This is a genomic window from Pseudomonas sp. G166 (assembly GCF_037027455.2).
In the GTDB taxonomy this organism is placed as follows: Bacteria; Pseudomonadota; Gammaproteobacteria; order Pseudomonadales; family Pseudomonadaceae; genus Aquipseudomonas.
Map to the genome: position 1 here is coordinate 257,388 of NZ_CP146985.1, position 23,913 is coordinate 281,300.

The 23,913-nt window shown below is 61.4% G+C and carries 23 protein-coding genes; 5 read left to right on the top strand and 18 right to left on the bottom strand.

What is annotated here, in order from left to right:
• Positions 1-47 precede the first annotated feature (47 nt).
• Together lgt and SGN16_RS01110 are read right to left on the bottom strand one after the other, a co-directional pair.
• Positions 48-857 carry a prolipoprotein diacylglyceryl transferase gene (gene lgt, locus SGN16_RS01105; protein ID WP_335943696.1) on the bottom strand — a complete coding sequence of 270 codons (810 nt, stop codon included), beginning with the start codon at positions 855-857 and terminating at the stop codon, positions 48-50.
• A gap of 68 nt (positions 858-925) precedes the next feature.
• Positions 926-1,708 carry a sulfite exporter TauE/SafE family protein gene (locus tag SGN16_RS01110; RefSeq protein WP_109752344.1) on the bottom strand — a complete coding sequence of 261 codons (783 nt, stop codon included), beginning with the start codon at positions 1,706-1,708 and terminating at the stop codon, positions 926-928.
• Positions 1,709-1,858: 150 nt separating this feature from the next.
• Here SGN16_RS01110 and SGN16_RS01115 point away from each other — a divergent pair, with 150 nt between their 5' ends.
• Positions 1,859-2,605, top strand: a complete 747-nt coding sequence (locus tag SGN16_RS01115) for an NRDE family protein (protein ID WP_210642323.1) — start codon at positions 1,859-1,861, stop codon at positions 2,603-2,605.
• A gap of 132 nt (positions 2,606-2,737) precedes the next feature.
• Here the strand turns inward: SGN16_RS01115 and ptsP are convergent, their stop codons facing one another.
• On the bottom strand, positions 2,738-5,017 hold the full coding sequence (ptsP, locus tag SGN16_RS01120; protein WP_058546640.1) for a phosphoenolpyruvate--protein phosphotransferase: 2,280 nt from the start codon (positions 5,015-5,017) through the stop codon (positions 2,738-2,740).
• 22 nt (positions 5,018-5,039) lie between these two features.
• A complete protein-coding gene (locus tag SGN16_RS01125; protein WP_003186867.1) occupies positions 5,040-5,519 on the bottom strand; it encodes an RNA pyrophosphohydrolase in 480 nt (159 codons plus the stop codon).
• Between the two features lie 155 nt (positions 5,520-5,674).
• Between SGN16_RS01125 and SGN16_RS01130 the strand changes: the two genes are divergently transcribed.
• A complete protein-coding gene (locus SGN16_RS01130) occupies positions 5,675-6,331 on the top strand; it encodes an HAD family hydrolase (protein ID WP_210642324.1) in 657 nt (218 codons plus the stop codon).
• Between the two features lie 104 nt (positions 6,332-6,435).
• Here SGN16_RS01130 and SGN16_RS01135 read toward each other — a convergent pair whose 3' ends face one another.
• Positions 6,436-6,861, bottom strand: coding sequence for a DUF2269 family protein (locus tag SGN16_RS01135; protein ID WP_210642325.1), 426 nt, complete (start codon positions 6,859-6,861; stop codon positions 6,436-6,438).
• A 51-nt stretch (positions 6,862-6,912) separates the two neighbouring features.
• Positions 6,913-8,427, bottom strand: coding sequence for a threonine ammonia-lyase, biosynthetic (gene ilvA, locus SGN16_RS01140; protein ID WP_210642326.1), 1,515 nt, complete (start codon positions 8,425-8,427; stop codon positions 6,913-6,915).
• Positions 8,428-8,680: 253 nt separating this feature from the next.
• On the opposite strand from ilvA, the gene rpiA reads away from it, so the two are divergent.
• Positions 8,681-9,355, top strand: a complete 675-nt coding sequence (rpiA, locus tag SGN16_RS01145) for a ribose-5-phosphate isomerase RpiA (RefSeq protein ID WP_210642327.1) — start codon at positions 8,681-8,683, stop codon at positions 9,353-9,355.
• Positions 9,356-9,436: 81 nt separating this feature from the next.
• On the opposite strand, the gene SGN16_RS01150 is transcribed toward rpiA, so the two are convergent.
• From SGN16_RS01150 to SGN16_RS01165, 4 genes are all read right to left on the bottom strand, one after another.
• Positions 9,437-10,345 (bottom strand): SdiA-regulated domain-containing protein, encoded by a 909-nt coding sequence (locus tag SGN16_RS01150; RefSeq protein WP_210642328.1) that lies wholly within the window; start codon positions 10,343-10,345, stop codon positions 9,437-9,439.
• Positions 10,346-10,464: 119 nt separating this feature from the next.
• Positions 10,465-11,394, bottom strand: coding sequence for an SdiA-regulated domain-containing protein (locus SGN16_RS01155; RefSeq protein ID WP_210642329.1), 930 nt, complete (start codon positions 11,392-11,394; stop codon positions 10,465-10,467).
• Positions 11,395-11,623: 229 nt separating this feature from the next.
• Entirely contained in the window at positions 11,624-12,289 is a 666-nt protein-coding gene (locus SGN16_RS01160; RefSeq protein ID WP_210642330.1) for a fumarylacetoacetate hydrolase family protein, read from the bottom strand.
• Positions 12,290-12,325: 36 nt separating this feature from the next.
• Positions 12,326-13,720: an FAD-binding oxidoreductase gene (locus tag SGN16_RS01165; RefSeq protein WP_335943698.1), complete on the bottom strand. Its 1,395-nt coding sequence runs from the start codon at positions 13,718-13,720 to the stop codon at positions 12,326-12,328.
• Between the two features lie 205 nt (positions 13,721-13,925).
• Here SGN16_RS01165 and serA point away from each other — a divergent pair, with 205 nt between their 5' ends.
• Positions 13,926-15,155, top strand: a complete 1,230-nt coding sequence (gene serA / locus SGN16_RS01170) for a phosphoglycerate dehydrogenase (RefSeq protein ID WP_210642332.1) — start codon at positions 13,926-13,928, stop codon at positions 15,153-15,155.
• A 191-nt stretch (positions 15,156-15,346) separates the two neighbouring features.
• Here the strand turns inward: serA and SGN16_RS01175 are convergent, their stop codons facing one another.
• A complete protein-coding gene (locus tag SGN16_RS01175) occupies positions 15,347-15,772 on the bottom strand; it encodes a DUF4399 domain-containing protein (protein ID WP_210642333.1) in 426 nt (141 codons plus the stop codon).
• Positions 15,773-15,906: 134 nt separating this feature from the next.
• Here SGN16_RS01175 and SGN16_RS01180 point away from each other — a divergent pair, with 134 nt between their 5' ends.
• Positions 15,907-16,485: a transporter substrate-binding domain-containing protein gene (locus SGN16_RS01180; protein ID WP_210642334.1), complete on the top strand. Its 579-nt coding sequence runs from the start codon at positions 15,907-15,909 to the stop codon at positions 16,483-16,485.
• Between the two features lie 66 nt (positions 16,486-16,551).
• On the opposite strand, the gene SGN16_RS01185 is transcribed toward SGN16_RS01180, so the two are convergent.
• The 7 genes from SGN16_RS01185 to SGN16_RS01215 all read right to left on the bottom strand — a co-directional run bounded on the left by SGN16_RS01185 (position 16,552) and on the right by SGN16_RS01215 (position 23,718).
• On the bottom strand, positions 16,552-17,178 hold the full coding sequence (locus SGN16_RS01185; protein WP_210642335.1) for a class I SAM-dependent methyltransferase: 627 nt from the start codon (positions 17,176-17,178) through the stop codon (positions 16,552-16,554).
• A 103-nt stretch (positions 17,179-17,281) separates the two neighbouring features.
• The gene (locus SGN16_RS01190; RefSeq protein ID WP_025211262.1) at positions 17,282-17,926 is read right to left on the bottom strand and encodes a methionine ABC transporter permease; all 645 of its coding nucleotides are present in this window, start codon (positions 17,924-17,926) and stop codon (positions 17,282-17,284) included.
• A complete protein-coding gene (locus SGN16_RS01195; RefSeq protein ID WP_335943699.1) occupies positions 17,916-19,040 on the bottom strand; it encodes an ATP-binding cassette domain-containing protein in 1,125 nt (374 codons plus the stop codon). The genes SGN16_RS01190 and SGN16_RS01195 overlap by 11 nt, the downstream gene beginning before the upstream one ends.
• Positions 19,041-19,042: 2 nt before the next feature.
• A complete protein-coding gene (locus SGN16_RS01200) occupies positions 19,043-19,852 on the bottom strand; it encodes a MetQ/NlpA family ABC transporter substrate-binding protein (RefSeq protein WP_335943700.1) in 810 nt (269 codons plus the stop codon).
• 49 nt (positions 19,853-19,901) lie between these two features.
• Entirely contained in the window at positions 19,902-21,260 is a 1,359-nt protein-coding gene (locus SGN16_RS01205; RefSeq protein ID WP_210642338.1) for an LLM class flavin-dependent oxidoreductase, read from the bottom strand.
• Positions 21,260-22,453, bottom strand: a complete 1,194-nt coding sequence (locus SGN16_RS01210) for an SfnB family sulfur acquisition oxidoreductase (RefSeq protein ID WP_210642339.1) — start codon at positions 22,451-22,453, stop codon at positions 21,260-21,262. Before SGN16_RS01210 ends, SGN16_RS01205 begins: the two co-directional genes overlap by 1 nt.
• A gap of 23 nt (positions 22,454-22,476) precedes the next feature.
• The gene (locus tag SGN16_RS01215) at positions 22,477-23,718 is read right to left on the bottom strand and encodes an SfnB family sulfur acquisition oxidoreductase (RefSeq protein WP_335943701.1); all 1,242 of its coding nucleotides are present in this window, start codon (positions 23,716-23,718) and stop codon (positions 22,477-22,479) included.
• Positions 23,719-23,913: the final 195 nt, after the last annotated feature.

Below are 23,913 nucleotides of genomic sequence, written 5' to 3' on the forward strand. Positions count from 1 at the left end.
GATTACCTGTGTCCTTGAACCCGGGGCCAGCGCCCCGGGGTTCGAATTTAAACCTTGGCCGTCGTAGCTGGCGCGCGATGATAGGCCAGCCAGATCAGGGCCAGGCCGCCGACGATCATCGGCAGGCACAGCACCTGGCCCATGGTCAGCCAGTTCCACGCCAGATAGCCGAGCTGCGCGTCCGGGACGCGGACGAACTCAACGATGAAGCGGAAGATGCCGTAAAAAAGGGCAAACATGCCCGATACCGCCATGGTCGGACGCGGCTTACGCGAAAACAGCCAGAGGATCAGGAATAGTGCCACGCCTTCCAAGGCGAACTGGTACAACTGCGACGGATGGCGCGGCAACTGTGCCGGGTCGCTGAACGGCGGGAAGATCATCGCCCACGGCACGTCGGTCGGCTTGCCCCACAATTCGGCATTGATGAAGTTGCCGATGCGCCCGGCGCCCAGGCCGATCGGCACCATCGGCGCGACGAAGTCCATCAGCTCGAAAAACGACTTGTTGTTGCGCTTGCCGAACCACAGGGCTGCCAGCATCACGCCGATGAACCCACCGTGGAACGACATGCCGCCCTTCCAGACCTCGAAGATCAGCGTCGGGTTGGCCAGGTAGGCGCTCAGGTCGTAGAACAGCACGTAGCCCAGGCGCCCGCCGACGATCACGCCCATGGACAGCCAGAACACCAGGTCGGAGAGCTTTTCCTTGTTCCAGGTCGGGTCGAAACGGTTGAGCCGGCGCGACGCCAGCAGCCAGGCGCCGCCGATGCCGACCAGGTACATCAGGCCGTACCAGTGGATTTTCAGCGGGCCGATGGCCAGGGCCACCGGATCGATCTGCGGGTAAGGCAGCATTGATATTCCTCGTAAACGTCAAAAATACCCGGGCGACGCTGCCACCTCGGGATTAAGCCAGGATTGCGTCAGAACAGGAAACTCAAGCCGACGCAGAACAGCAAAGCGGCGAACAGCCGTTTGAGCAAGCGTGGCGACAGGCGGTGGGCCAGCCGCGCACCGAAACGGGCGAAGACCATACTGGTCAGGGCGATGCCCAGCAACGCCGGCAAATACACAAAACCGAGACTATGGGCCGGCAGCAACGGATCGTGCCAGCCCAGAATCATGAAACTCAATGCGCTGACCACGGCGATGGGCAGCCCGCAGGCCGATGACGTCGCGACCGCTTGCTGCATCGGCACGCTGCGCCAGGTCAGGAACGGCACGGTCAGCGAACCGCCGCCGATGCCGAAGATCGCCGAGGCCCAGCCGATCACCGTGCCGGCCAAGGTCAGGCCGCCCTTGCCTGGCACCGTACGGCTGGCCTTGGGCTTGAGATCCAGGGCCAATTGCGCGGCGACGACCAGGGCGAACACGCCGATGATCCTCTGCAGGTGCGGACCGGAAATCGCTTCAGCGGTGATCGCGCCAAAACCGGCACCGATCAGGATGCCAACGGTCATCCAGGCGAACACCGGCCAGCGTACCGCGCCTTTGCGCTGATGCTCGCGTACGGCATTGACCGAGGTGAAGATGATCGACGCCAGCGAGGTGCCGACGGCCAGGTGCGTCAAGACCTGCGGGTCGAAACCCTGCAACGTGAAACTGAACACCAGCACCGGGACGATGATGATCCCGCCGCCCACGCCGAACAGCCCGGCCAGCACGCCGGCGCAGGCGCCGAGCAGCAGATAGAGCAAAAATTCCACCAGCGTCTCCCCGCCCATCCCCCGAAATAAGAGCGGCATGGTAACGGATCCAGGGCCTTTGGCTCTACTGAAGGCGATGGATGTGGGAGCGATGTCTGGGTAGAGTGACTTATTCTTTCAACTGACTGGCATTGCTAACGGGACTTCCTGATGTGCCTGATCATATTTGCCTGGCGCCCCGGCCACGCCCAGCCACTGATCGTGGCGGCCAACCGCGACGAGTTCTACGCCCGGCCGACCTTGCCTCTGGCGCAGTGGCCTGATGCGCCCCATGTCCATGCCGGTCGTGACCTGGAGGCCGGCGGTACCTGGCTCGGCGTTGGTGCCGAGGGTCGCTTTGCCGCCCTGACCAACATCCGTGACCCGGGTCAGTTGCCGGCATTCAAGTCGCGCGGTGAGCTGGTGGCTCGGTTCCTGACCGGAAATCTTTCGATTGTCGAGTACTTGAGCGAAGTGGTGCCCCGCGCCAGCGAGTTTGGCGGGTTCAACCTGCTGCTTGGCGATGGTACCGAGCTATGGCATTTCAACGCCCGCGATACCCAGCCACAGCGGCTGGCAGAAGGCGTTTATGGCCTGTCCAATGCCGGGCTGAATACGCCATGGCCCAAGGTGCTCAAGGCCCGCGCGGCGCTGGCCGAGGTGCTGGACGATCCGCAGCCCCAGGCCCTATTGGCGCTGCTGAACGACCCGCAACCCGCCCCGGTGGCTGAACTGCCGGATACGGGCGTGGGGCTGGCGACCGAGATGCTGCTGTCGAGCGTGTTCATTGCCAGTCCGGCTTATGGAACGCGGGCAAGCACGGCGTTGATTGTCCATGCCGATGGGACACGGCATATGGTCGAGCGCAGTTTCGGGCCGCATGGGGGGCATTTGGGAGAGGTGGAGGTCCGGGTCTAGCTTTGTGGTGTCAGGTCTGGCCCTATCGCGAGCAGGCTCGCTCCCACAGTGGATCTGCGGTGAACACATATTGTGTGAACAACCGAGATCTCCTGTGGGAGCGAGCCTGCTCGCGATAGGTGCGCTACAGATTCAGAGCGTCTTGTTCGAAGCCGGATTGATCATCCGCGCCAACCCTAGGTTCTTCAGCGCCAGTTGCAAGGAGCTGTGGATCACCTGCGGGTTGTCGATGGTCATCACCTCGGCCAGCAACTCCTGGGCCTTGCTGAGGTTGATCTGACGCAGCATCCACTTCACTTTCGGCAGGTTGGTGGCGTTCATCGACAGGCTGTCGAAACCCATCGCCATCAGCAGCACCGCCGCTGCCGGGTCGCCGGCCATTTCGCCGCAGATGCTCACCGGCTTGCCTTCGGCATGGGCGTCGCGCACCACGTTCTGCAAGGCTTGCAGCACCGCCGGGTGCAGGTAGTCGTACAGGTCGGCCACCCGTGGGTTGTTGCGGTCCACGGCCAGCAGGTACTGGGTCAGGTCGTTGGAGCCCACCGACAGGAAGTCCACCTGGCGCGCCAGTTCCTTGGTCTGGTACACCGCTGCCGGAATCTCGATCATCACGCCCACCGGCGGCATCGGCACGTCGGTGCCTTCGTCGCGTACTTCGCCCCAGGCCCTGTGGATCAGGTGCAGGGCTTCTTCCAGTTCATGGGTGCCGGAGATCATTGGCAACAGGATGCGCAGGTTGTTCAAGCCTTCGCTGGCCTTGAGCATGGCGCGGGCCTGGACCAGGAAGATTTCCGGGTGGTCGAGCGTTACGCGAATGCCGCGCCAGCCGAGGAACGGGTTGTCTTCCTTGATCGGGAAGTAGGACAGCGACTTGTCGCCACCGATGTCCAGGCTGCGCATGGTCACCGGCTGCGGGTGGAACGCGGCCAGTTGTTCGCGGTAGATCGCCAGCTGTTCCTTTTCGCTGGGGAAGCGCTGGTTGATCATGAACGGCACTTCGGTGCGGTACAGGCCCACACCCTCGGCGCCACGTTTTTGCGCCCGGGCCACGTCGGCCAGCAGGCCGGTGTTGACCCACAGCGGCATGCGGTGGCCGTCGAGGGTCACGCACGGCAGGTCCCGCAGCGCGTCCAGTCCCAGGGACAGTTGTTTTTCTTCCTCCACCACATCGGCAAACTGCTTGCGCAGTACTTCGCTGGGGTTGGTGTAGACCTCGCCGTGGTAGCCGTCGACGATCATCTGGATGCCGTCGACCTTGGAATACGGCAGGTCCACCAGGCCCATCACCGTCGGGATGCCCATGGCCCGGGCCAGGATCGCCACGTGGGAGTTACCCGAACCCAATACCGAGACCAGCCCCGCCAGTTTGCCTTCGGGCACTTCGCCGAGCATGGCCGGGGTCAGCTCTTCGCTGACCAGGATGGTGTTGTCCGGGTAGACCAGGGTCTGCTGGCGTTCCTGCTGCAAGTAGGCCAGCAACCGGCGGCCCAGGTCCTTGACGTCGGAGGCGCGTTCGCGCAGGTAGGCGTCGTCCATCAGCTCGAAACGGTTGACGTGGTCGGTCACCACCTGGCGCAACGCGCCCTGGGCCCATTGGCCGGTCTTGATGACCGTGGTCACTTCGCTGCCCAGGGAGGCGTCGTCGAGCATCATCAGGTAGACGTCGAACAGCGCGCGCTCTTCAGGGCGCAGTTGCGTCGCCAGCTTGGCCGACAGGGCGCGCATGTCGGCGCGCACACCTTCAATGGCGGTCTTGAACAAGCCCAGTTCGGCATCGATGTCGGTGATGGTCTTGTCCGGCACCACGTCGAGGTCGGCGGGCGGCAACATGACCACCGCCGTACCCACGGCCGCGCCCGGTGAGCCAGGCACGCCGACGAACTTGGCTTCCTGGATGCCCTTGCCCTGGCGTCCCAGGCCGCTGATCGAGCCGGTGGCCTCGGCATGGGCAATAACCCCGGCCAGTTGCGCGCTCATGGTCACGAGGAAGGCTTCTTCGCCCTCGTCGAACTGGCGGCGCTCTTTTTGCTGGATGACCAACACGCCGACAACGCGGCGGTGGTGGATGATCGGCGCCCCGAGGAACGAGGCGTAGCGTTCTTCCCCCGTTTCGGCGAAGTAACGATAGCGGGGGTGATCCGCAGCGTTCTCAAGGTTCAGGGGTTCTTCGCGCGTGCCGACCAGGCCGACCAGACCTTCATTGGGCGCCATGCTGACCTTGCCGATCGAGCGCTTGTTCAAGCCCTCGGTGGCCATCAGCACGAAACGGTTGGTCTCGGGGTCCAGCAGGTAGACCGAGCAGACCTGGCTGCCCATGGCCTCTTTGACGCGCAATACAATAATCCCCAACGCCGCCTTGAGATCCTTGGCGGAGTTAACTTCCTGGACGATCTTGCGCAGCGTATTGAGCATGGCTCGGGGTCGAACTCCGTCGTCAGTCGCGCGTCAGCAGGCGCGGGGCAAGCTCTTTGAGAGCGCGTCGATACACTTCGCGCTTGAATGTCACCACCTGGCCCAACGGATACCAATAGCTGACCCAGCGCCAGCCATCGAACTCCGGTTTACCGGTCAAATCCATCCGCACCCGCTGCTCGTTGGAGATCAGGCGCAGGAGAAACCATTTCTGCTTCTGGCCGATGCACAGCGGTTGGCTGTGCGTGCGAACCAGGCGTTGCGGCAAACGATAGCGCAACCAGCCTCGGGTGCAGGCGAGTATTTCGACATCTTCTCGCTCAAGCCCCACTTCTTCGTTCAACTCGCGGTACAAGGCCTCTTCCGGCGTCTCCTGGGGGTTGATCCCGCCCTGGGGAAACTGCCAGGCGTCTTGATTGATACGGCGAGCCCATAGCACCTGCCCTGCATCATTCGTAAGAATGATCCCCACATTGGGGCGGAAACCATCGGGATCGATCACGGCAAGAACCTCGCAAACGCATGTCGCCGCATTGTTCCACAAAGGTTGTGAAAGCAGCAACGAACTAACCACACACGTCACCTACCTTATGTGCACTCTTGTGAAAAGTCCGTATTCTGGACACCTTTCTTCAGAATTTTCAGCGAGTAACTGCAATGCGGCTGGCTTTATTCGACTTGGACAACACGCTGTTGGGTGGCGACAGCGATCACGCCTGGGGCGATTACCTGTGTGAGCGTGGTTTCCTCGATGCCGTTACCTATAAAGCGCGTAACGATGAGTTTTACCAGGATTACCTGGCCGGCAAGCTCGACAACGCCGAGTACCTGAATTTTTGCCTGGAAATCCTCGGTCGTACGGAAATGGATGTACTGGCACAGTGGCATCTGGACTACATGCGCGATTGTATCGAACCGATTGTGTTGCCCCAGGCCATCGAATTGTTGGAAAAGCACCGTGACGCCGGCGACAAGCTGGTGATCATCACCGCCACCAACCGCTTTGTCACCGGGCCGATTGCCGAGCGCCTGGGGGTCGAGACCCTGATTGCCACCGAGTGTGAAATGATCGATGGTCGCTACAGCGGGCGCAGTACCGATGTCCCGTGCTTTCGCGAGGGCAAGGTGACCCGGCTGAACCGCTGGCTGGAAGAGACCGGGCATTCGCTCGACGGCAGCTATTTCTACAGTGATTCGATGAACGATCTGGCGTTGCTGGAAGTGGTGACGCATCCGGTGGCGGTGGATCCGGATCCGAATCTTCGGGCCGAGGCCCAGAAGCGGGGTTGGCCGGTGATTTCGTTGCGCGGCTGAAATCGTCATCGCGAGCAAGCTCGCTCCCACAAGAGATTTGCGGCGATCACACAACTCCTGTGGGAGCGAGCTTGCTCGCGATGGGGGCGGCGCGGTCTAACGCCTTAAACCGGCTTGGCGCCCATCAACCCCGCAATGGCGATAAAGCAGACAACGCTGAACAGCGCCAAGGCAAAGGTAAACTTCCCGCTACCTCCCGGCGCCTTGCGCAGTTTGTTCAGCCGCACCAGGAGCCAGAACCCTGCCAGCGCCGCCACGGTGTAGAGCACGCTGGAAGCCAACAGCCAGGTCTGTCCCAGCGGCCAGCCGACCTGATGGACCATCCACCACCCCGTGAAGGGCAGGCTCGCCAGCGCAAGGATCATCACCAACCAGATGAACAGCCGCGGGCGTTGCAGCGTACGAGCCGCCGCGGTGGCATCGCCATTGCGGCGCGTGCGCCAGACCCAGATCGCCAACCCCAGGGCGCCTGCCAACAGCAACCCCGTGGCCACGACGTGGGCGACTTTCAGCACGGTTAACGTTTCCATCGTTCGATTTCCTTATGACTTGCTCAACAGCTTAGCCCCAGTGGTGCGGGGTCACCCCAGGAACAGCTGATACGCCGGGTTATCGCTCTCATCCCAATACGGATAGCCGATTTCTTCCAGCGCGGCCGGGACCAGGTGGCGTTCATCGTGGGGCACCTGCAACCCAGCGACAACACGGCCATCCGCCGCACCATGGTTGCGGTAGTGGAACATCGAGATATTCCAGCGACCACCCAGCTTGTTGAGGAAATTGAACAGCGCCCCCGGGCGTTCCGGGAATTCGAAGCGCAGCACTACTTCGTCGATAACGTGCGCCGCGTGCCCACCCACCATGTGGCGGATGTGCAGCTTGGCCAGTTCGTTGTCGGTCAGGTCCAGTACCGGGAAGCCTTGCTCGGTCAGGCTGGCGATCAGCGCGCTGCGCGGGTCGTTTTCCGGGTGCGTTTGTACGCCAACGAAGATGTGCGCTTCGCTGCCGGTGTTGTAGCGGTAGTTGAATTCGGTGATCTGGCGCTTGCCAATGGCTTCGCAGAACGCCTTGAAACTGCCCGGTTTCTCGGGGATGGTCACCGCGATGATCGCTTCGCGGCCTTCGCCCAGCTCGGCGCGTTCGGCGACGTGGCGCAAGCGGTCGAAGTTGACGTTGGCGCCGGAGTCGATAGCCACCAGCGTCTGGCCGCTGACGCCCCGCGACTCGACGTATTTCTTGATCCCGGCCACGCCCAACGCGCCGGCAGGTTCGGTGATCGAGCGGGTATCGTCGTAGATATCCTTGATGGCGGCGCAGATCTCGTCAGTGCTGACAGTGATCACTTCATCCACGTAGTGCTTGCAGATATCAAAGGTGTGCTGGCCGATCTGGGCCACGGCCACGCCGTCGGCAAACAGCCCCACGGTGGGCAGCACCACACGCTCACCGGCGGCCATGGCGGCTTGCAGGCAGTTGGAGTCGTCCGGTTCGACGCCGATGATCTTGATCTCCGGCCGCAGGTACTTCACGTAGGCCGCGATCCCGGCGATCAGCCCGCCGCCGCCCACCGGGACGAAAATCGCATCCAGGCGCCCCGGGTGCTGGCGCAGGATTTCCATCGCCACTGTGCCCTGCCCGGCAATGGTGTGGGGATCGTCATACGGGTGAATGTAGACATAGCCCTTTTCGTCCACCAGCTTCAGCGAATAGGCCAGGGCTTCGGGGAACGAGTCGCCGTGCAGCACCACTTTGCCGCCCCGTGAGCGCACGCCTTCGACCTTGATTTCCGGGGTGGTCTTGGGCATCACGATGGTGGCTTTGACGCCCAGCACTTTGGCCGCCAGGGCCAGGCCCTGGGCATGGTTGCCTGCCGATGCGGTGACCACGCCGCGTGCACGCTCTTCGTCGCTGAGTTGTGTCAGCTTGTTGTAGGCCCCGCGAATCTTGAACGAGAACACCGGCTGCAAGTCTTCGCGCTTGAGCAAAATACTGTTGCCCAGCCGCTCGGAAAGCTGGCGAGCGGTCTGTAGTGGGGTTTCTACGGCAACGTCGTAAACGCGCGAGGTGAGGATCTTTTTGACGTACTGTTCAAGCATCGGAAAGCATCACTGAGCGGGTTGGGCAGGGCCAAGGAGTCTAACCCGGCTTTTGGCTGGACGACCACACGAATTAAGTGGTTTGAAGGCGTCGAACGCCCTGTGGCGAGGGCGCTTGCGCCCGCTGGGTCGCGCAGCGGCCCCAGAAAAAGCGATGAGCGCTTCGCACTCAAGCGCGAGCTTGCTCCCCCACCACGGTTTCTACGCCTATAATGCCGGCCTTTCGTTCCCTCTCGGCACCCTCGGAGCCCGCATGACCCAGGATCAACTCAAACAGGCCGTGGCCCAGGCCGCTGTCGACCTCATCCTCCCGAAGCTGGATGACAAGAGCATCGTCGGGGTCGGCACCGGCTCAACGGCTAACTGCTTCATCGACGCGCTGGCTCGACACAAAGGCGCGTTCGACGGCGCGGTCGCCAGCTCCGAAGCCACTGCCGCGCGCCTCAAAGGCCACGGGATCCCGGTGTATGAGCTCAATACCGTGAGCGACCTGGAGTTCTACATCGACGGCGCCGACGAAAGCGACGCCCACCTGAACCTGATCAAGGGGGGCGGCGCGGCCCTGACACGCGAGAAGATCGTCGCCGCTGTGGCCAAGACTTTCATCTGCATCGCTGATGCCAGCAAGCTGGTGCCGGTGCTCGGTGCATTCCCGTTGCCAGTGGAAGTCATCCCGATGGCCCGCAGTCATGTAGCCCGCGAACTGGTGAAGCTGGGCGGCGACCCGGTGTACCGCGAAGGCGTGCTGACCGATAACGGCAATATCATCCTCGATGTGCACAACCTGCAGATCACCAACCCGGTGGAACTGGAAAGCCAGATCAACGCTATCGTTGGCGTGGTCACCAACGGTTTGTTCGCGGCTCGGCCAGCGGATGTGCTGTTGCTGGGGACTCCTGAAGGGGTGAAAACCCTGCGGGCTGAATAATCAGGTGACTGTGGCTGACACCTGACCCTGTGGGAGCGAGCTTGCTCGCTCCCACAGGGCTGCGCCAGGCGAGCATCAAGGCTACGGCTTCTTGAATACGTAGAACAGATTCGGCTCGCTCACCACATACAGGTTGCCGTCGTCATCCATGGCGAGGCCTTCGGCCTGGGGTACGGTTTTCTGCAAGCCTTGGCGGCCCTTGCTCAATGACAGCGTGCTCAAGGGGCGGCCGTCGATATCCAGCTCGATGATCAACCGCGACTCATCGGACAGCGCCAGCAAATGGCCGCTGCGCTCATCGTACTGCAAGCTCGAGAGGTCGCGCACGAACAGCCCGGCATCGCGCTTGGGGTTGTTGATCACGTGAACTGCGTAGGATTTTTCTGGATTTTGGTGGGGAAATCCGTGCACTTCATAAATCAGCATCGGGTCGCGTTCCTTGGCCACAAACAGCCGTTTGCCCACCGAGTCGTAAGCCAGCCCTTCGAACCCTTTGTTACCGCTCATGTGCACGCCAAGGGTCATTTGCTCGGCGTCGGCCGCGTCGAGGAATTGGGTGTCGTCCTCGAGGTGAATCTTGATCAGTCGTTGTTGGCGCTCGTCAGTGATGACGTAAGTGTTTTCGCTGATGAACTCCACCGCCTCCGGATCACCGAAGCCGATCAGCGCCACGCGCCGCAGGATCTTGCCGTCCAGTGACAGCTCGATCAGCTCGGCGTTCTTGTTGGTAACGGTGAAGAGACTCTCGCGTACCGGGTCGAATGTCAGCGCCGAAACGTCGTCGTCCAGGCCTTCGATCGCCTGCGCCTCCACCGCAACCCGATATTGATCCAGGCCGATGGCCTGTTCGCTAAGGGGGTGCCAGAGGGTATTGAGATTGAACCAGGCGCGTTCGAACAGGCGCAGGTACTGCCCCACAGCGATCGAGAGGGTCAGTGCGATCGTCAGTGCCATCAGAATCAAGGGTTTGGGGCGGGTGAGTCGGCGCATCTGGGTGGGCTCGGATAAGAACAGGCGGTTGGAAATACCACGGTTGCCTGAACTGAAGCTTAATGGCTGTGTGCCACACCCTACAACGAATGAGGAATGGTCCTACAGAGTCAGCCCTGTCAGCGTTGTTTCTCGAAACGATAGAAGAGGTTCGGCTCACTGACCATATAGAGGTTGCCTGCCTCATCGACAGTCACGCCTTCGGCACGGGGGATCGTGTCTTTCAGGCCATTGAAACCACCCAGTAGCGTCATGAAGCTGACCTGCTCACCTTTTTCGTCCAGCTCCAGCAGCAGATGGGAGTCGGCCGAAAGCACTAGCAGGTGTCCGGTACGCGGGTCGATTGCCAGGGCGGAGAGGTTACGCAGGTCCAATTCATTGCTGGTGTGGATCTGCTTGTCGCCCTGGAGCAAGCGGCTGCCGTCGCTTTTCCAGGTGAACAGCGCTGGCGGGCGTTCTTCCCCGAGCACCAATTGCTGGTTACGCGGATCCCAGACGACCGCCTCGAACCCCTTGTTCTGGTTCTTTGACGGGCCGAGGTCATAGTGAGGGAAGTCTGTATTGTTCAGTTCGCGGGTGTCGGCATCGACGTGGACGATGGTCAGCGCGTGATTGCGCTCATCGGTAATGGCCAGCAGGCCGTTTTCCATATAGGCCACGCCTTCGGGATTGCTCCAACCCACCAATGGGATTTTGCGCAGTACGTCACCTTGCAGGCTCAGCTCCACCAGGAACGGGTTTTTGCCCATGACCGCGAACAGGGTCTTGGTCTGCGGATTGTAGGTCACATCGGACGCCTCATCCTTCTCCATGCCTGGCAGTGGCTTGGCGTCGATCACCGCGCGGTAGTCCGGTAGCCAAGTGCTTTCCTGGCGTTGGGCGGGGCTTTGAAAATGTTCCGACAGCCAAAGCAGGGCCCGATCATCCCAATGCATCGCAAACGCCAAGCTGTAGGCGGCACCCAGCACCAGCAGCAACCAGGCGTACCAGGGTAGGGCGAAGCGAGAGCGGATGGGTTTGACGGGGGGCAGTGCTTGGGTCTTGGCCATCGGGGAATGCGTTCCAGATAATTCGGTTACGGGAATGGCTGGCTCAGATGCCGCATTCCTCGGAATTATCCGGATGGCATGTGAAAAAAACGGTAAATGGTGGGAGACCAACCGTACCCTGTGGGATCGAGCTTGCTCGCGATGAGGTCATCGCAGCCAATATTGATGTTGGCTGGCACACCGCAATCGCGAGCAAGCTCGCTTCCGCAGGACGTACACAGGGCAGCGGTTAGCGAACGCTGCTTTCGAAGCGGCTCGCCCCTGGCAGTTCCAATACCAGTTCATCGCCCACATTCAGCGGCCCGACGCCCGCCGGGGTACCGGTGAGGATCACGTCGCCGGCCTGCAGCGAGAAGCAGCCGGCCATGTATTGGATCATCGGCACGATAGGGTTGAGCATCAGGCTGCTGTTGCCGTCCTGGCGCACTTCACCGTTGATGGTCAGGCGAACGGGGATATCGGTCAGGTCGGCAAAGGTGCCGCTCGACACGAACGGTGCGAGCACTGCCGCGCCGTCGAAGGACTTGGCCACTTCCCAGGGCAGGCCCTTGGCCTTGAGTTCGGCCTGCTTGTCCCGCAGGGTCAGGTCCAGGGCCGGAGCGAAGCCGGAGATGGCGTCCAGCACTTCTTCGACACTCGGGCGGGTCGACAATGGCTTGCCGATCAGCACGGCGATTTCCGCCTCGTAGTGCACCGAGCCGCGCTCGGTCGGAATGCTGAAGCCGCCTTCCAGTGGCACCACGCAACTGCCGGGCTTGATGAACAGCAACGGTTCGGTGGGCACCGGATTATCCAGTTCCTTGGCATGTTCGGCGTAGTTACGGCCAATGCACACCACTTTCCCTACCGGGAAATGAATACGGGTACCGTCGACATACTGGTGCTGATAGCTCATTACCGACTCCTGCTTCTGGGATTCATCAGGTGTTTTTTAAACCGCGAAAATCTTGCCCGGGTTCATGATGCCGTTCGGGTCGAATACGGCCTTCACGGCTTTCATGTATTCGATTTCCACTGGCGAACGACTGTAGGTCAGGTAGTCACGCTTGGTCATGCCCACGCCGTGCTCGGCGGAAATCGAGCCGTTGTACTTCTCGACGGTTTCGAAGACCCATTTGTTCACGGTCGCGCACTTGGCGAAGAACTCATCCTTGCTCAGGTTTTCCGGCTTGAGGATGTTCAAGTGCAGGTTGCCGTCGCCAATGTGGCCGAACCAGACGATTTCGAAATCCGGATAGTGTTCGCCGACGATCGCATCGATTTCCCGCAAAAACGCTGGGACTTTCGAGACGGTAACCGAGATGTCGTTCTTGTACGGCGTCCAGTGGGAAATGGTTTCGGAGATGTATTCGCGCAGCTTCCACAGGTTCTGCAACTGGGTTTCGCTCTGGCTCATCACACCGTCCAGCACCCAGCCTTGCTCCACACAATGTTCGAAGGTTTCCAGGGCGTGGTTGGCGACTTCCTCGGTGGTGGCTTCGAATTCCAGCAGGGCGTAGAACGGGCACTCGGTTTCGAACGGTGCTGGCACGTCGCCACGGCCCAGCACCTTGGCCAGGGCTTTGTCGGAGAAGAATTCGAAGGCGGTCAGGTCGAGCTTGCCCTGGAAGGCGTGCAGCACGGGCATGATCGAGTCGAAGTCCGAGGTGCCGAGCACCATCGCCGTGAGGTTTTTCGGGGTGCGGTCCAGGCGCATGGTGGCCTCGACCACGAAGCCGAGGGTGCCCTCGGCGCCGATGAACAGCTGCCGCAAGTCGTAACCGGTGGCGTTCTTGATCAGGTCCTTGTTCAACTCCAGCAAGTCACCCTTGCCGGTGACGACTTTCATGCCGGCAACCCAGTTACGGGTCATGCCGTAACGAATGACCTTGATCCCGCCGGCATTGGTGCCGATATTGCCGCCAATCTGGCTGGAACCGGCCGAGGCGAAGTCTACCGGATAGTACAGGCCGTGTTCTTCCGCCTTGTTCTGCAATTGTTCGGTGACTACGCCCGGCTGGCAGACGGCGGTGCGGTCTGTGAGGTTCACGTCGAGAATCTGGTTCATGTAGTCGAATGACACGACCACCTCGCCGTTGGCCGCCACAGCTGCGGCGGAAAGCCCGGTGCGTCCGCCCGATGGCACCAGCGCAACCTTGTGCGCATTGGCCCAGCGCACGATGGCCTGGACCTGCTCGGTGGTCTTGGGGAAGACAATGGCGCTTGGCGCCGGGGCGAAGTGCTTGGTCCAATCCTTGCCGTAAGCGTTCAGGGAGTCGGCATCGGTCAGGACCTTGCCAGGCTCAACCAGGGTCTTCAGCTCATCTATCAGGGCAGGATTGGTCATCGACAGAACTCTCGAACAATTCATGGTCATCCTGAGAACGCTTCACGTCGCAGGAATGAGTGTTTAGCGGGGTGCATATGCTAGCATACCGACCCCGCAGCGTAGTGCCCAACGGCTGTTCTGCGGCGACGGCTGTCACGCCGGTCGGGTCAGCATGCGCTGTCCGATTCCCTGCCATTTTTCTCCGGGACACAGGTTTACGCAGATGAGCAAGACTTCTCTCGATAAGAGCAAGATCAAGTTCCTTCTTCTCGAAGGCGTCCACCAATCGGCTGTCGACGTCCTCAAGTCGGCGGGCTACACCAGCATCGAGTACATCACCAGTTCTCTGCCGGAAGCCCAGCTCAAGGAAAAGATCGCTGATGCTCACTTCATCGGCATTCGCTCCCGTACGCAATTGACCGAAGAGATCTTCGACCACGCCAAGAAACTGGTCGCGGTCGGCTGCTTCTGCATCGGCACCAACCAGGTTGACCTCAACGCGGCGCGCGAGCGCGGTATCGCGGTGTTCAACGCGCCGTACTCCAACACCCGTTCCGTTGCCGAGCTGGTATTGGCCGAAGCGATCCTGCTGCTGCGCGGCATCCCTGAGAAAAACGCGTCCTGCCACCGTGGCGGCTGGATCAAGAGCGCGGCCAACTCTTTCGAAATCCGCGGCAAGAAACTGGGGATCGTCGGCTACGGCTCGATCGGCACCCAGCTGTCGGTACTGGCTGAAGGCCTGGGCATGCAGGTGTTTTTCTACGACACCGTGACCAAGCTGCCGCTGGGCAACGCCACCCAGGTCAACAACTTGCACGAGTTGTTGGGCATGTCCGACATCGTGACCCTGCACGTGCCGGAAACCGCTGCCACCCAGTGGATGATCGGCGAGAAGGAAATCCGTGCCATCAAGAAGGGCGGGATCCTGATCAACGCCGCTCGTGGCACCGTGGTCGAGCTCGACGCCCTGGCCGAAGCGATCAAGGACAAGCACCTGATCGGCGCCGCCATCGACGTGTTCCCGGTGGAGCCACGCTCCAACGACGATATCTTCGAAAGCCCGCTGCGTGGCCTGGACAACGTGATCCTGACCCCGCACATCGGCGGCTCCACCGCTGAAGCCCAGGCCAACATCGGCCTGGAAGTGGCGGAAAAACTGGTCAAGTACAGCGACAACGGTACTTCGGTATCGTCGGTGAACTTCCCGGAAGTGGCCTTGCCGGCTCACCCTGGCAAGCACCGCCTGTTGCACATCCACGAGAACATCCCGGGTGTGATGAGCGAGATCAACAAGGTCTTCGCCGAAAACGGCATCAACATTTCCGGTCAGTTCCTGCAGACCAACGAGAAAGTCGGCTATGTCGTGATCGACGTCGACGCCGAATACTCGGACCTGGCGCAAGAGAAGCTGCAGCACATCAACGGCACGATTCGTTGCCGCGTGTTGTTCTAAGCAGGCCTGGCTTGCAATAAAAAAACGGGAGCCCCGCAGGGGGCTCCCGTTTTTTTCTGTCGAACACATAACCGGTGGGAGCGAGCTTGCTCGCGATTGCGGTGTGTCAGAAGCAGATCTATCAACTGAACCACCGCTATCGCGAGCAAGCTCGCTCCCACAAAAGGCCTGCAGTGTGTCGGTCGGTGCTGTTACTTCACGTTCACCGTGATCTTCTTGGAAACGATCGGTGGGTCGAACGGCATATGGCCGCTGTCACCCAGTTCCAGCTGCAAGGTATGCTTGCCCGGGGCCAGTTTGATGTCGGCCTGGGTTTGTGCCTTGCCAAAGTGCATGTGGTTGGCGTCGTTTGGAATCGGCGCACCTTCGGCAGGCAATTTGTCCACATCGATCAGCAAATGGTGATGGCCTGTATTTTTAGTCACGTCGCCCGCCGGTGCCAGGGCGATTTCCTTGACGCCGAACTTGACGGTGAATGCCTGGCCGACGGTGGCGCCGTCTTCCGGGGATACGATGAACACTTCTGCGCCTTTCGGCGCTGGAGTTGCGGCGGTTGCCAGCACGGAAGCACCCAGTAACAGGCCGGCCAATGCCGCACGAGACATAAAGCTTTTCATTTTTTTCTCCAGTTTTTCCATGAAATCCGCCTGGCCATGACAACTTCATGACCAATCGTTGTCGAAGCCTGCAACAACCATAGCAAAGCGCGCCTGAAACGAGCGTCGCTTGTATAAATTACAAAGGAGTGACCATGCGTTTCCTGCCTGGCCTGATCTGCCTGCTTCCCCTTTTGAGCCCTCTGGCCCATGCCGAACTGATCGACGATATCAATGACCGTGGCGAACTGCGCATTGCCCTCGAGGCCAATACCGCTCCTTTCAACTTCAAGGAAGACGGCAAGCTCACTGGCTTCGAAGTGGAGCTGGGCCAGATGTTGGCGGGTGAGCTCGACGTACAGCCCGATTTCGTAGTCACTGATGCCGGGGACTTGCTCAGTGGTGTGGAAAGCGGCAAGTACGACGTCGCCATCAACCACATAGCAATGACCCCGGAACTGGCGGAACGTTTCGACACCAGCGCCGTTTACAGCCATCCGGATGCACAACTGTTGGCGAGCAAGGAGGAGTCGCCACGTCCGCTGGTCATGGCGCAGTCGTTCCAGCCGCAGGAAAAGAGCGAGCCGGCACCGGACCTGGTGATTCCGTTCCAGAAGGGCAACCCGGCGTTCAAGGCCAGCCTGGACAATGCCCTGGCACGGATCAAGGAGGATGGGCGGTTGGAGCAGTTGTCGCAGAAGTGGTTGGGCAAGCAGCCTGCGGAAAACAATTGATACCCGGATTCAACGCGATACTTTGAGGCGAGGGGATAAATCCCCTCGCCTCAGGGGGGTTGGATCTCAAGCTTTACGCCAGACACTCGCCAGCCAAGGCTGCTGCTCGCGTGGCAGCCCCGCCGGCCGGTAGTAATGCTCCAGCTCCACAAAACCTGCTTCGCTGAGCAGCGTGCGCCACGCCGCCAGGTCGTGATAGGCGCCGAAGCGCTGGCCGTTCCAGCCTTCCTGGTTCTCGCCCCGAGGGTTGGAGCTGAACAGCACGCCACCGGGCTTGAGCGTGGCGTGCAGTTGTTTGAGCACCCGCGGCAGTTCCTGCAGCGGAATGTGAAACAGCACGGCGTTGGCGAAGATCCCGTCGAAGCGTTCGGCCGGCAGGTCGAGTTTCAAGAAGTCCTGTTGCCACACTTCACAGCCGCTGTCCTGGCGCGCCATCCGGGCAAATTCCGCTGAGCCGTCGAGGCCGACCGCGACATGGCCCATGCCGGTGAACGTGCGCAAATCGCGCCCCGGGCCACAGCCGAAATCCAGGATATGCAGCGGTGCCTGGCCCTGGATATGGCGCAGCAACGCGTCGATATTCTGACTGACATCGTGGTCACGGGTGCCTTCGCGAAAGCTATCGGCGACCGCGTTGTAATGGCCCAGGGTGGTAGCCGTGATGGCTTGCAGGTCTTCGGCGGTATGTTTCATGAGTCATGACTGGGTTGGGAGCGTCAGCCGACTATACCGCAAGGACACTGGCGGCTTCGCAGCCAATCGCGAGCAAGCTCGCTCCCACATGAAAAACCCCGCGTCAGCGTTTGTTCAGGCCCCGCGCCAAGCGGTCTCCGCCCAGCTGAATCACCGCCACCAAGGCCACCAGCAACACGATCACCGTGAGCATGATCTGGCTGTCGAAGCGTTGGTAGCCGTAGCGATAAGCGATGTCGCCCAGGCCGCCGGCGCCAATCGCTCCGGCCATGGCCGAGGAGTTGATCATGGTCACCAGGGTGATGGTAAAGCCGCCGACGATCCCGGGCAGGGCTTCGGGCAGCAGTACATGCCAGACGATGTGCCAACGGCGGCAACCCATGGCTTGGGCGGCTTCGATCAGGCCATGGTCGACCTCCCGCAGGCTGACTTCGGCGATGCGGGCGAAGAACGGCGTGGCGGCGATAGTCAATGGAACCACCGCAGCCCAGACGCCGTAAGTAGTGCCGACGATCAGCCGGGTGAACGGAATCAACGCCACCATCAGAATCAGGAACGGTATCGAGCGAAACAGATTCACGAACGCGCCCAAGGCGCGATTCAAGGCTGGCGCTTCATAGATCCCGCCCTTGCCGCTGGTGACCAGGATCACCGCCAGCGGAATGCCCGCCAGCAGCGCGATCAGCGACGACACGCCAACCATCAGGAACGTGTCGATGAAACCCTGCAATAAACGATCAAACCACATAACCCAGCACCTCCACCCGTTGCGCCCAGTTGCCGGCACGTTGACGCAATTCCTCGGCGCCCCATGACGAGCCGCTCACCGCGAGCAGCAATTGCCCCAGCCCGTGGCCCTGAATCCGTTCGATGCCGCCGTGCAACAGCCGTACCCGTCCGCCGAGGGCGCTGAACAACGCCGCGAGGTCTGGCTCGTCACGGCCAACCCCGGTGAATTGCACGCGCAGCACGGTCGCTGCATCCGCCGATGCCGGCTGCGCTTGCAGGCGGCTTTGCAGCTCGTCTGGCACGGCGTGTTGCAATGGCGCCAACAGCGTCCGGCTGACCTCATGTTGCGGGTTGCCGAACACTTCCCAAACCGGGCCCTGCTCGACGATTCGCCCTTGTTCGAGCACCACCACCCGGTCGCAGACTTCGCGAATCACCGCCATTTCATGGGTGATCAGCACGATGGTCAGGCCCAGTCGCTGATTGATCTGGCGCAGCAGACCGAGGATCGATTGGGTGGTCTCCGGATCCAGGGCTGATGTGGCCTCGTCGCACAGCAGAATCTGCGGGTCATGCACCAGCGCCCGGGCAATCCCGACCCGTTGCTTCTGCCCGCCGGAGAGCTGCGCCGGGTAGGCCTTGTGCTTGCCTTGCAAACCGACCAGTTCCAGCAGCTCGCGGACTTTGCGCTGGCGCTGTTCCTTGGGGACGCCGGCGACCTTCAGCGGCAGCTCGACGTTCTGCCACACGGTCTTGGCTGACATCAGGTTGAAGTGCTGGAAGATCATGCCGATGCGTCGGCGCAGTTCCACCAGGCGGTCCTCATCGAACTCGCCGATGTCCACCTGATCGATCAGCACCCGCCCGCTGCTGGGTTGTTCCAGACGGTTGATGGTGCGAATCAGTGACGACTTGCCGGCGCCGCTGCGGCCGATGATGCCGAACACCTCGCCGCGTTGGATCGCCAGGTCGATGCCGTGCAATGCAGCCACCGGACCTTGGCTGCCGTCGTAGGTCTTGCCCAGACCGATGAAACGCACATGGGCACGGTTCAGCTCCGGGTGCAGTTCAGTCTGTTCCGCGCTCTGGAGCGTGGGGGCTTCGTGTCGGAGTCGAGCGTTGACGGCGTTCATGGTCAACCTTCCCAGCCGGCCTGGTAGAGCTTGCCGTGGGCCTTGTCCAGGGCGGCACGCACCGCTGGCGAGTGCTGGTAGATGTCGACGAACTTGGCCAGGCGCGGGTCGTTCTTGCTCTTGGGCTGGATCACGAACTGAATGACGTATTCCTTGTGATCCAGGCCATCGAACAGCAAGGCCGACGAGGCATCGAAGGTCTTGGCCAGGCGGATGTAGGCCGGGTAGCCCTGCACCAGGTCGGCATCTTCATAGGCCCGCACCAGTTGCACGGCTTCGACCTGGAGGATCTTGAGTTTCTTCGGGTTGGCAACGATGTCGTCTTCAGTGGCCTTGTAGCCTACGCCTGGCTTGAGGGTGATCAACCCGGCTTTGGCTAGCAGTTGCAGGCCGCGACCGCTGTTGATCGGATCGTTGGCGATGGCCACGCTCGCGCCCTCGGGCAGTTCGTCGAAGCTTTTGTATTTCTTTGAATAGAGGCCGACGTTGTTGATGATTCCCGGCGCAAAGGGCACCAGGTCGAACCCGGCGGCGGCCTTGGCATTTTCCAGGAACGGAATGTGCTGGAAATAATTCACGTCGATATCACCGGAAGCCAGGCTGACGTTCGGCGCGATCCAGTCGCTGAACTCCACCAGCTCGACTTTCAGGCCTTGCTTGCCGGCTTCTTCCACGGCGGCCTCCAGGGGAATGGCGAACGCGGCGGTAGTACCGATTTTCAACGGTGCATCGGCAGCGAACAGCGCCGAGCTGAACAGGCCGAGGGCCAGGGCCAGTGCTTTGACTGGTAGGGAGAGCGCGTGTTTGGTCATGGTTTTTCCAGTCATTTATAGTCAGGTGCGGTTTTTTTTGGCGAGGGGATCAGTGTCGGTAGGTGGAGCCGGTGTGTCGTCCAGGTAGATGGGCCCCTGCCTGAAACAGCTTTTCGCGCAGGCTGCCGTCGTCGTATTCGGTCTTGTACGCGCCGCGTCGTTGCAGCTCGGGAATCACCAGGTCGATGAAGTCCACATAGCTTTGCGGTGTGACGATGCGGGTCAGGTTGAAGCCATCCAGGCCGGTTTCGGCGATCCATGACTCCAGTTCGTCGGCCACCTGCTCGGGCGACCCCACCACGGTGATGTAGCGACCGCCGAGGGCGTGTTGCTCCAATAATTTGCGCCGGGTCCAATCGTTGTTCTGCAGGGTCTTGGTGGCGGACTGGATGGCGTTGCTCTTGACGTACTGGATCGGTTCGTCCAGTTCGTACTGGGAAAAGTCGATGCCCGTCGACGCGGAAAAATGTGCCACCCCGGCCTCGGCGCTGGCATGGTCCAGGTACTCGGCATGCTTGGCCCAGGCGGCCGCTTCGGTCTGGCCGACGATCACGTTCAGGCCCATGAACACCTTGATGTCTTCGGCGTTGCGCCCAGCCTCGACGGCGCTGGCGCGGACCTTGTCCACCTGGACCTTGGTCGCCGGCTTGTTCTGGCCGCTGATGAACACGCACTCGGCATGCCGCCCGGCAAACAGCAGGCCGCGCTCCGAACTGCCGGCCTGGAACAACACCGGCGTGCGTTGGGGCGATGGTTCACAAAGGTGATAGCCCTCGACCTGATAGAACTCGCCCTGGTGCCGGACCTTGTGCACTTTCTCCGGCTGGGCATAGATCCGCTGCTCACGATCATTGAGCACGGCGTCGTTCTCCCAACTGCCCTCCCAGAGCTTGTAGAGCACTTGCAGGTACTCGTCGGCCTGGTCGTAGCGGCGGTCATGTTCGACCTGCGCAGTCAGGCCCATGGCTTTGGCGGCGCTGTCCAGATAGCCGGTGACGATGTTCCAGCCGACCCGGCCGCGACTCAGGTGATCGAGGGTGCTCATGCGGCGGGCGAACAGGTACGGCGGTTCGTAGCTCAGGTTGGCAGTGAGGCCGAAACCGAGATTTTTTGTCACGGCCGCCATCGCAGACACCAGCATCAATGGGTCGTTGACCGGCAGCTGGATCGACTCTTTGAGCGTGACGTCCACCGACTGCTGGTACACGTCGTAGACCCCGACGATGTCGGCGATGAACAGCCCGTCGAACAGCCCACGCTCGAGCAGTTGTGCCAACCCGGTCCAGTATTCCAGGGTGTTGTACTGGGTCGAGGTGTCCTGGGGATGGGTCCACAAGCCGTGATTGATGTGCCCGATGCAGTTCATGTTGAACGCGTTGAGCAGGATTTTTTTCTTGCCGTGGGCCATTAAATGGTCCCCCGCAGCGGCGGCTTTTCATCGTTGAGGTAGAAGTTACCCACCGCGTGATATTTCCAGCGCACCGGGTCGTGCAGGGTGTGCACCCGGGCGTTGCGCCAGTGGCGATCCAGCCCATATTCGGCCAGGGTCGCCTGGCTGCCAGCCAATTCGAATAGCGTGCTGCTGGCGGCCAGGGAAATTTCGGTGCTGATGGCGCGGGCTTCGGCCACGGCAATCGAGGCGGCGGCGACCGTTTCGGCTTGGGTGTCGGCCTGGGCCCGGTCGAGAAACTTGCCGGCGCGCTCCAGCAGGGCTTCGGCGGCGTGCAGGCGGATGCTCAGTTGGCCGAAACTCTTGAGGGTGTGCGGGTCTTCGGTGGCGACGTCGCTGGTGGCGTCGATCCATGGCCGGGTCTTGCTGCGGACAAAGTGCAGGGCGTCTTCATAGGCGGCGCGGGCGATGCCGGTGTCGATGGCCGCATGGAGAATCTGCGCCAGTGGTCCCACCGGCGTCGGGCGCTCGAAGGCGCTCTGGAAGGGCACGATATCTTCGGCGGCGACGTAGACGTCTTCGAACACCACTGAGCCACTGCCGGTGGTGCGCTGGCCGAAGCCGCTCCAGTCGTCGATGACCGTCAGGCCTTTGCTTTGGCCAGGGACGAATGCCAACTGCTGCACGCCATTTTCATCCACCACCGAGGTGGGAATACGCTGGGCGTAGATCGCTCCGGTGGCGTAGAACTTGCGGCCGTTGATGCGATAGCCCTCGCCGTCGCGGCGCAGTTGGGTGGTGCGGTCGTGGGCGGTCTTGGTGCCGAGTTCGGCCAGGGCGTTACCAAAACGCTGGCCGGCCAGCACTTCGGCGTACAGGCGTTGTTTTTGTGCTTGAGTGCCGTTTACCCGCAGCACTTCCAGGGCGTAGAAATGATTTTGCGGAATCTGCCCCAGCGAGCTGTCGGCCTGGGCAATCAGCGCGATGACTTTGGCCAGCGTGACGTTGGAAACCCCGGCGCCACCATAGGCCTGGGGCACGCTGATACCCCACAGGCCGGAGCGGGAAAACGCCTCCAGCTCCGGGTGCGGCAGGCGGCGCTCGCGGTCGCGCAGGGCACTGTCGCGCTTGAAGTCATCGGCCAGGTCGCTGGCTACGATCAGGGCTTGTTCATCGCTGGTGATCACCGCGACGTGTTGAGAAAGCGTCATGTACTGCTCCAGAGGTCGGGTCGTCAGATCCAGGAATGCCGGGCCGGCAAGGTGCCGTTCAGGTGATAGGCGCCTACGGCGTGATACTTCCAGCGCACCGGGTCGTGCAGGGTGTGCACCCGGGCGTTGCGCCAGTGGCGATCGAGGTTGAATTCGGCGAGGGTGGCGCGGCTGCCGGCCAACTCGAACAGCTTTTCACTGGCTAACAGGGCGATCTCGGTGGTGAGCACCTTGGCCTCGGCCACGGCAATCGAGGCGCGGGCAGCAGACAGCGCGGTGATCGGGGCGGCGCTGACCTGGTCCAACACGTGTCCGGCTTTGCGTAACAGAGCTTCAGCGGCGTGCAGCTCGATTTTCAGCTTGCCGATGTCGGCGATCACGTACAGGTCATCGCTGGCCCGCTCGACCTTGGCGTCGATCCAGGGTCGGGCCCGTTCACGCACGAAGGCGATGGCGTCGTCGATGGCGCCACGGGCAATGCCCGCGTCAATGGCGGCCTGGATCAGTTGCGAAATCGCGCCTTGGACATTCGGCGTTTCGTTGATACGCCAGTTATCCAGCACCAGTTCGGCGTCGACCCGCACATTGTTCAGCAGCACAGTGCCGCTGGCCGTGGTGCGTTGGCCGAAACCCGACCAATCGTCGACGATCCGCAGGCCCGGAGTGCCACGGCGCACGAACGCCAACACTTGCCGGCCTTCGTCATTCAGCGCCTTGACCGCCACCCAGTGGGCGAACAGCGCGCCGGTGGAATAGAACTTCTGACCGCTGATGACAAAACCGTCACCGTCAGCGGTGATCCGTGCCTTGAGTTCAAGGGTATTGCGGGTACCACGCTCCGGCCCGGCATTACCGATGCGCCAGCCTTCGAGCACGCTCTGCAACAGGATTTTTTTCTGCCGTTCGGTGCCTGTGCCGAGGATCAGGTGGAGTACGCCGAACTGGTTCTGCGGAATTTGCCCAAGGGCCGGGTCGGCAGCGGAAATGATCGCGAACACGTCGGCAAGGGTGGCGAACGAAACTTGTGGGCCACCGTATTCCCGAGGGATGGCGATGCTGCCCAGCCCACTGCGGGTGAATTGCTCGATCTCCGACCATGGCAGCTTGCGTTGTTGATCGCGCCGCGCGGCCTGCCGACGGGCGACCTGTGCCAGATCTTGGGCCGCTTTGATGGCCTCGGCATCGTTGCGCAGCACCTGTGCGGGCAGCAGCAGTGGTGCGATGTCCAGGTCGCTCTGGACCTTTGCTTGCGCCAGATCAGACATCACAGCCACTCCGTGGCTGCAAGCAGTGCCGTGGCGCTCTGCACTGGGGTGATTGCGTTGCGTTCCATACCCACCTCACATCTCAAGAAAACGCCGCGATGAAGGCGACGAGCGAAAATCAAGAATGTCCGGTGGTCCGGTTTATATACCCTAAGCGTGTGTAAATTATTTTTGAACTAACTTTTAGGAATATGT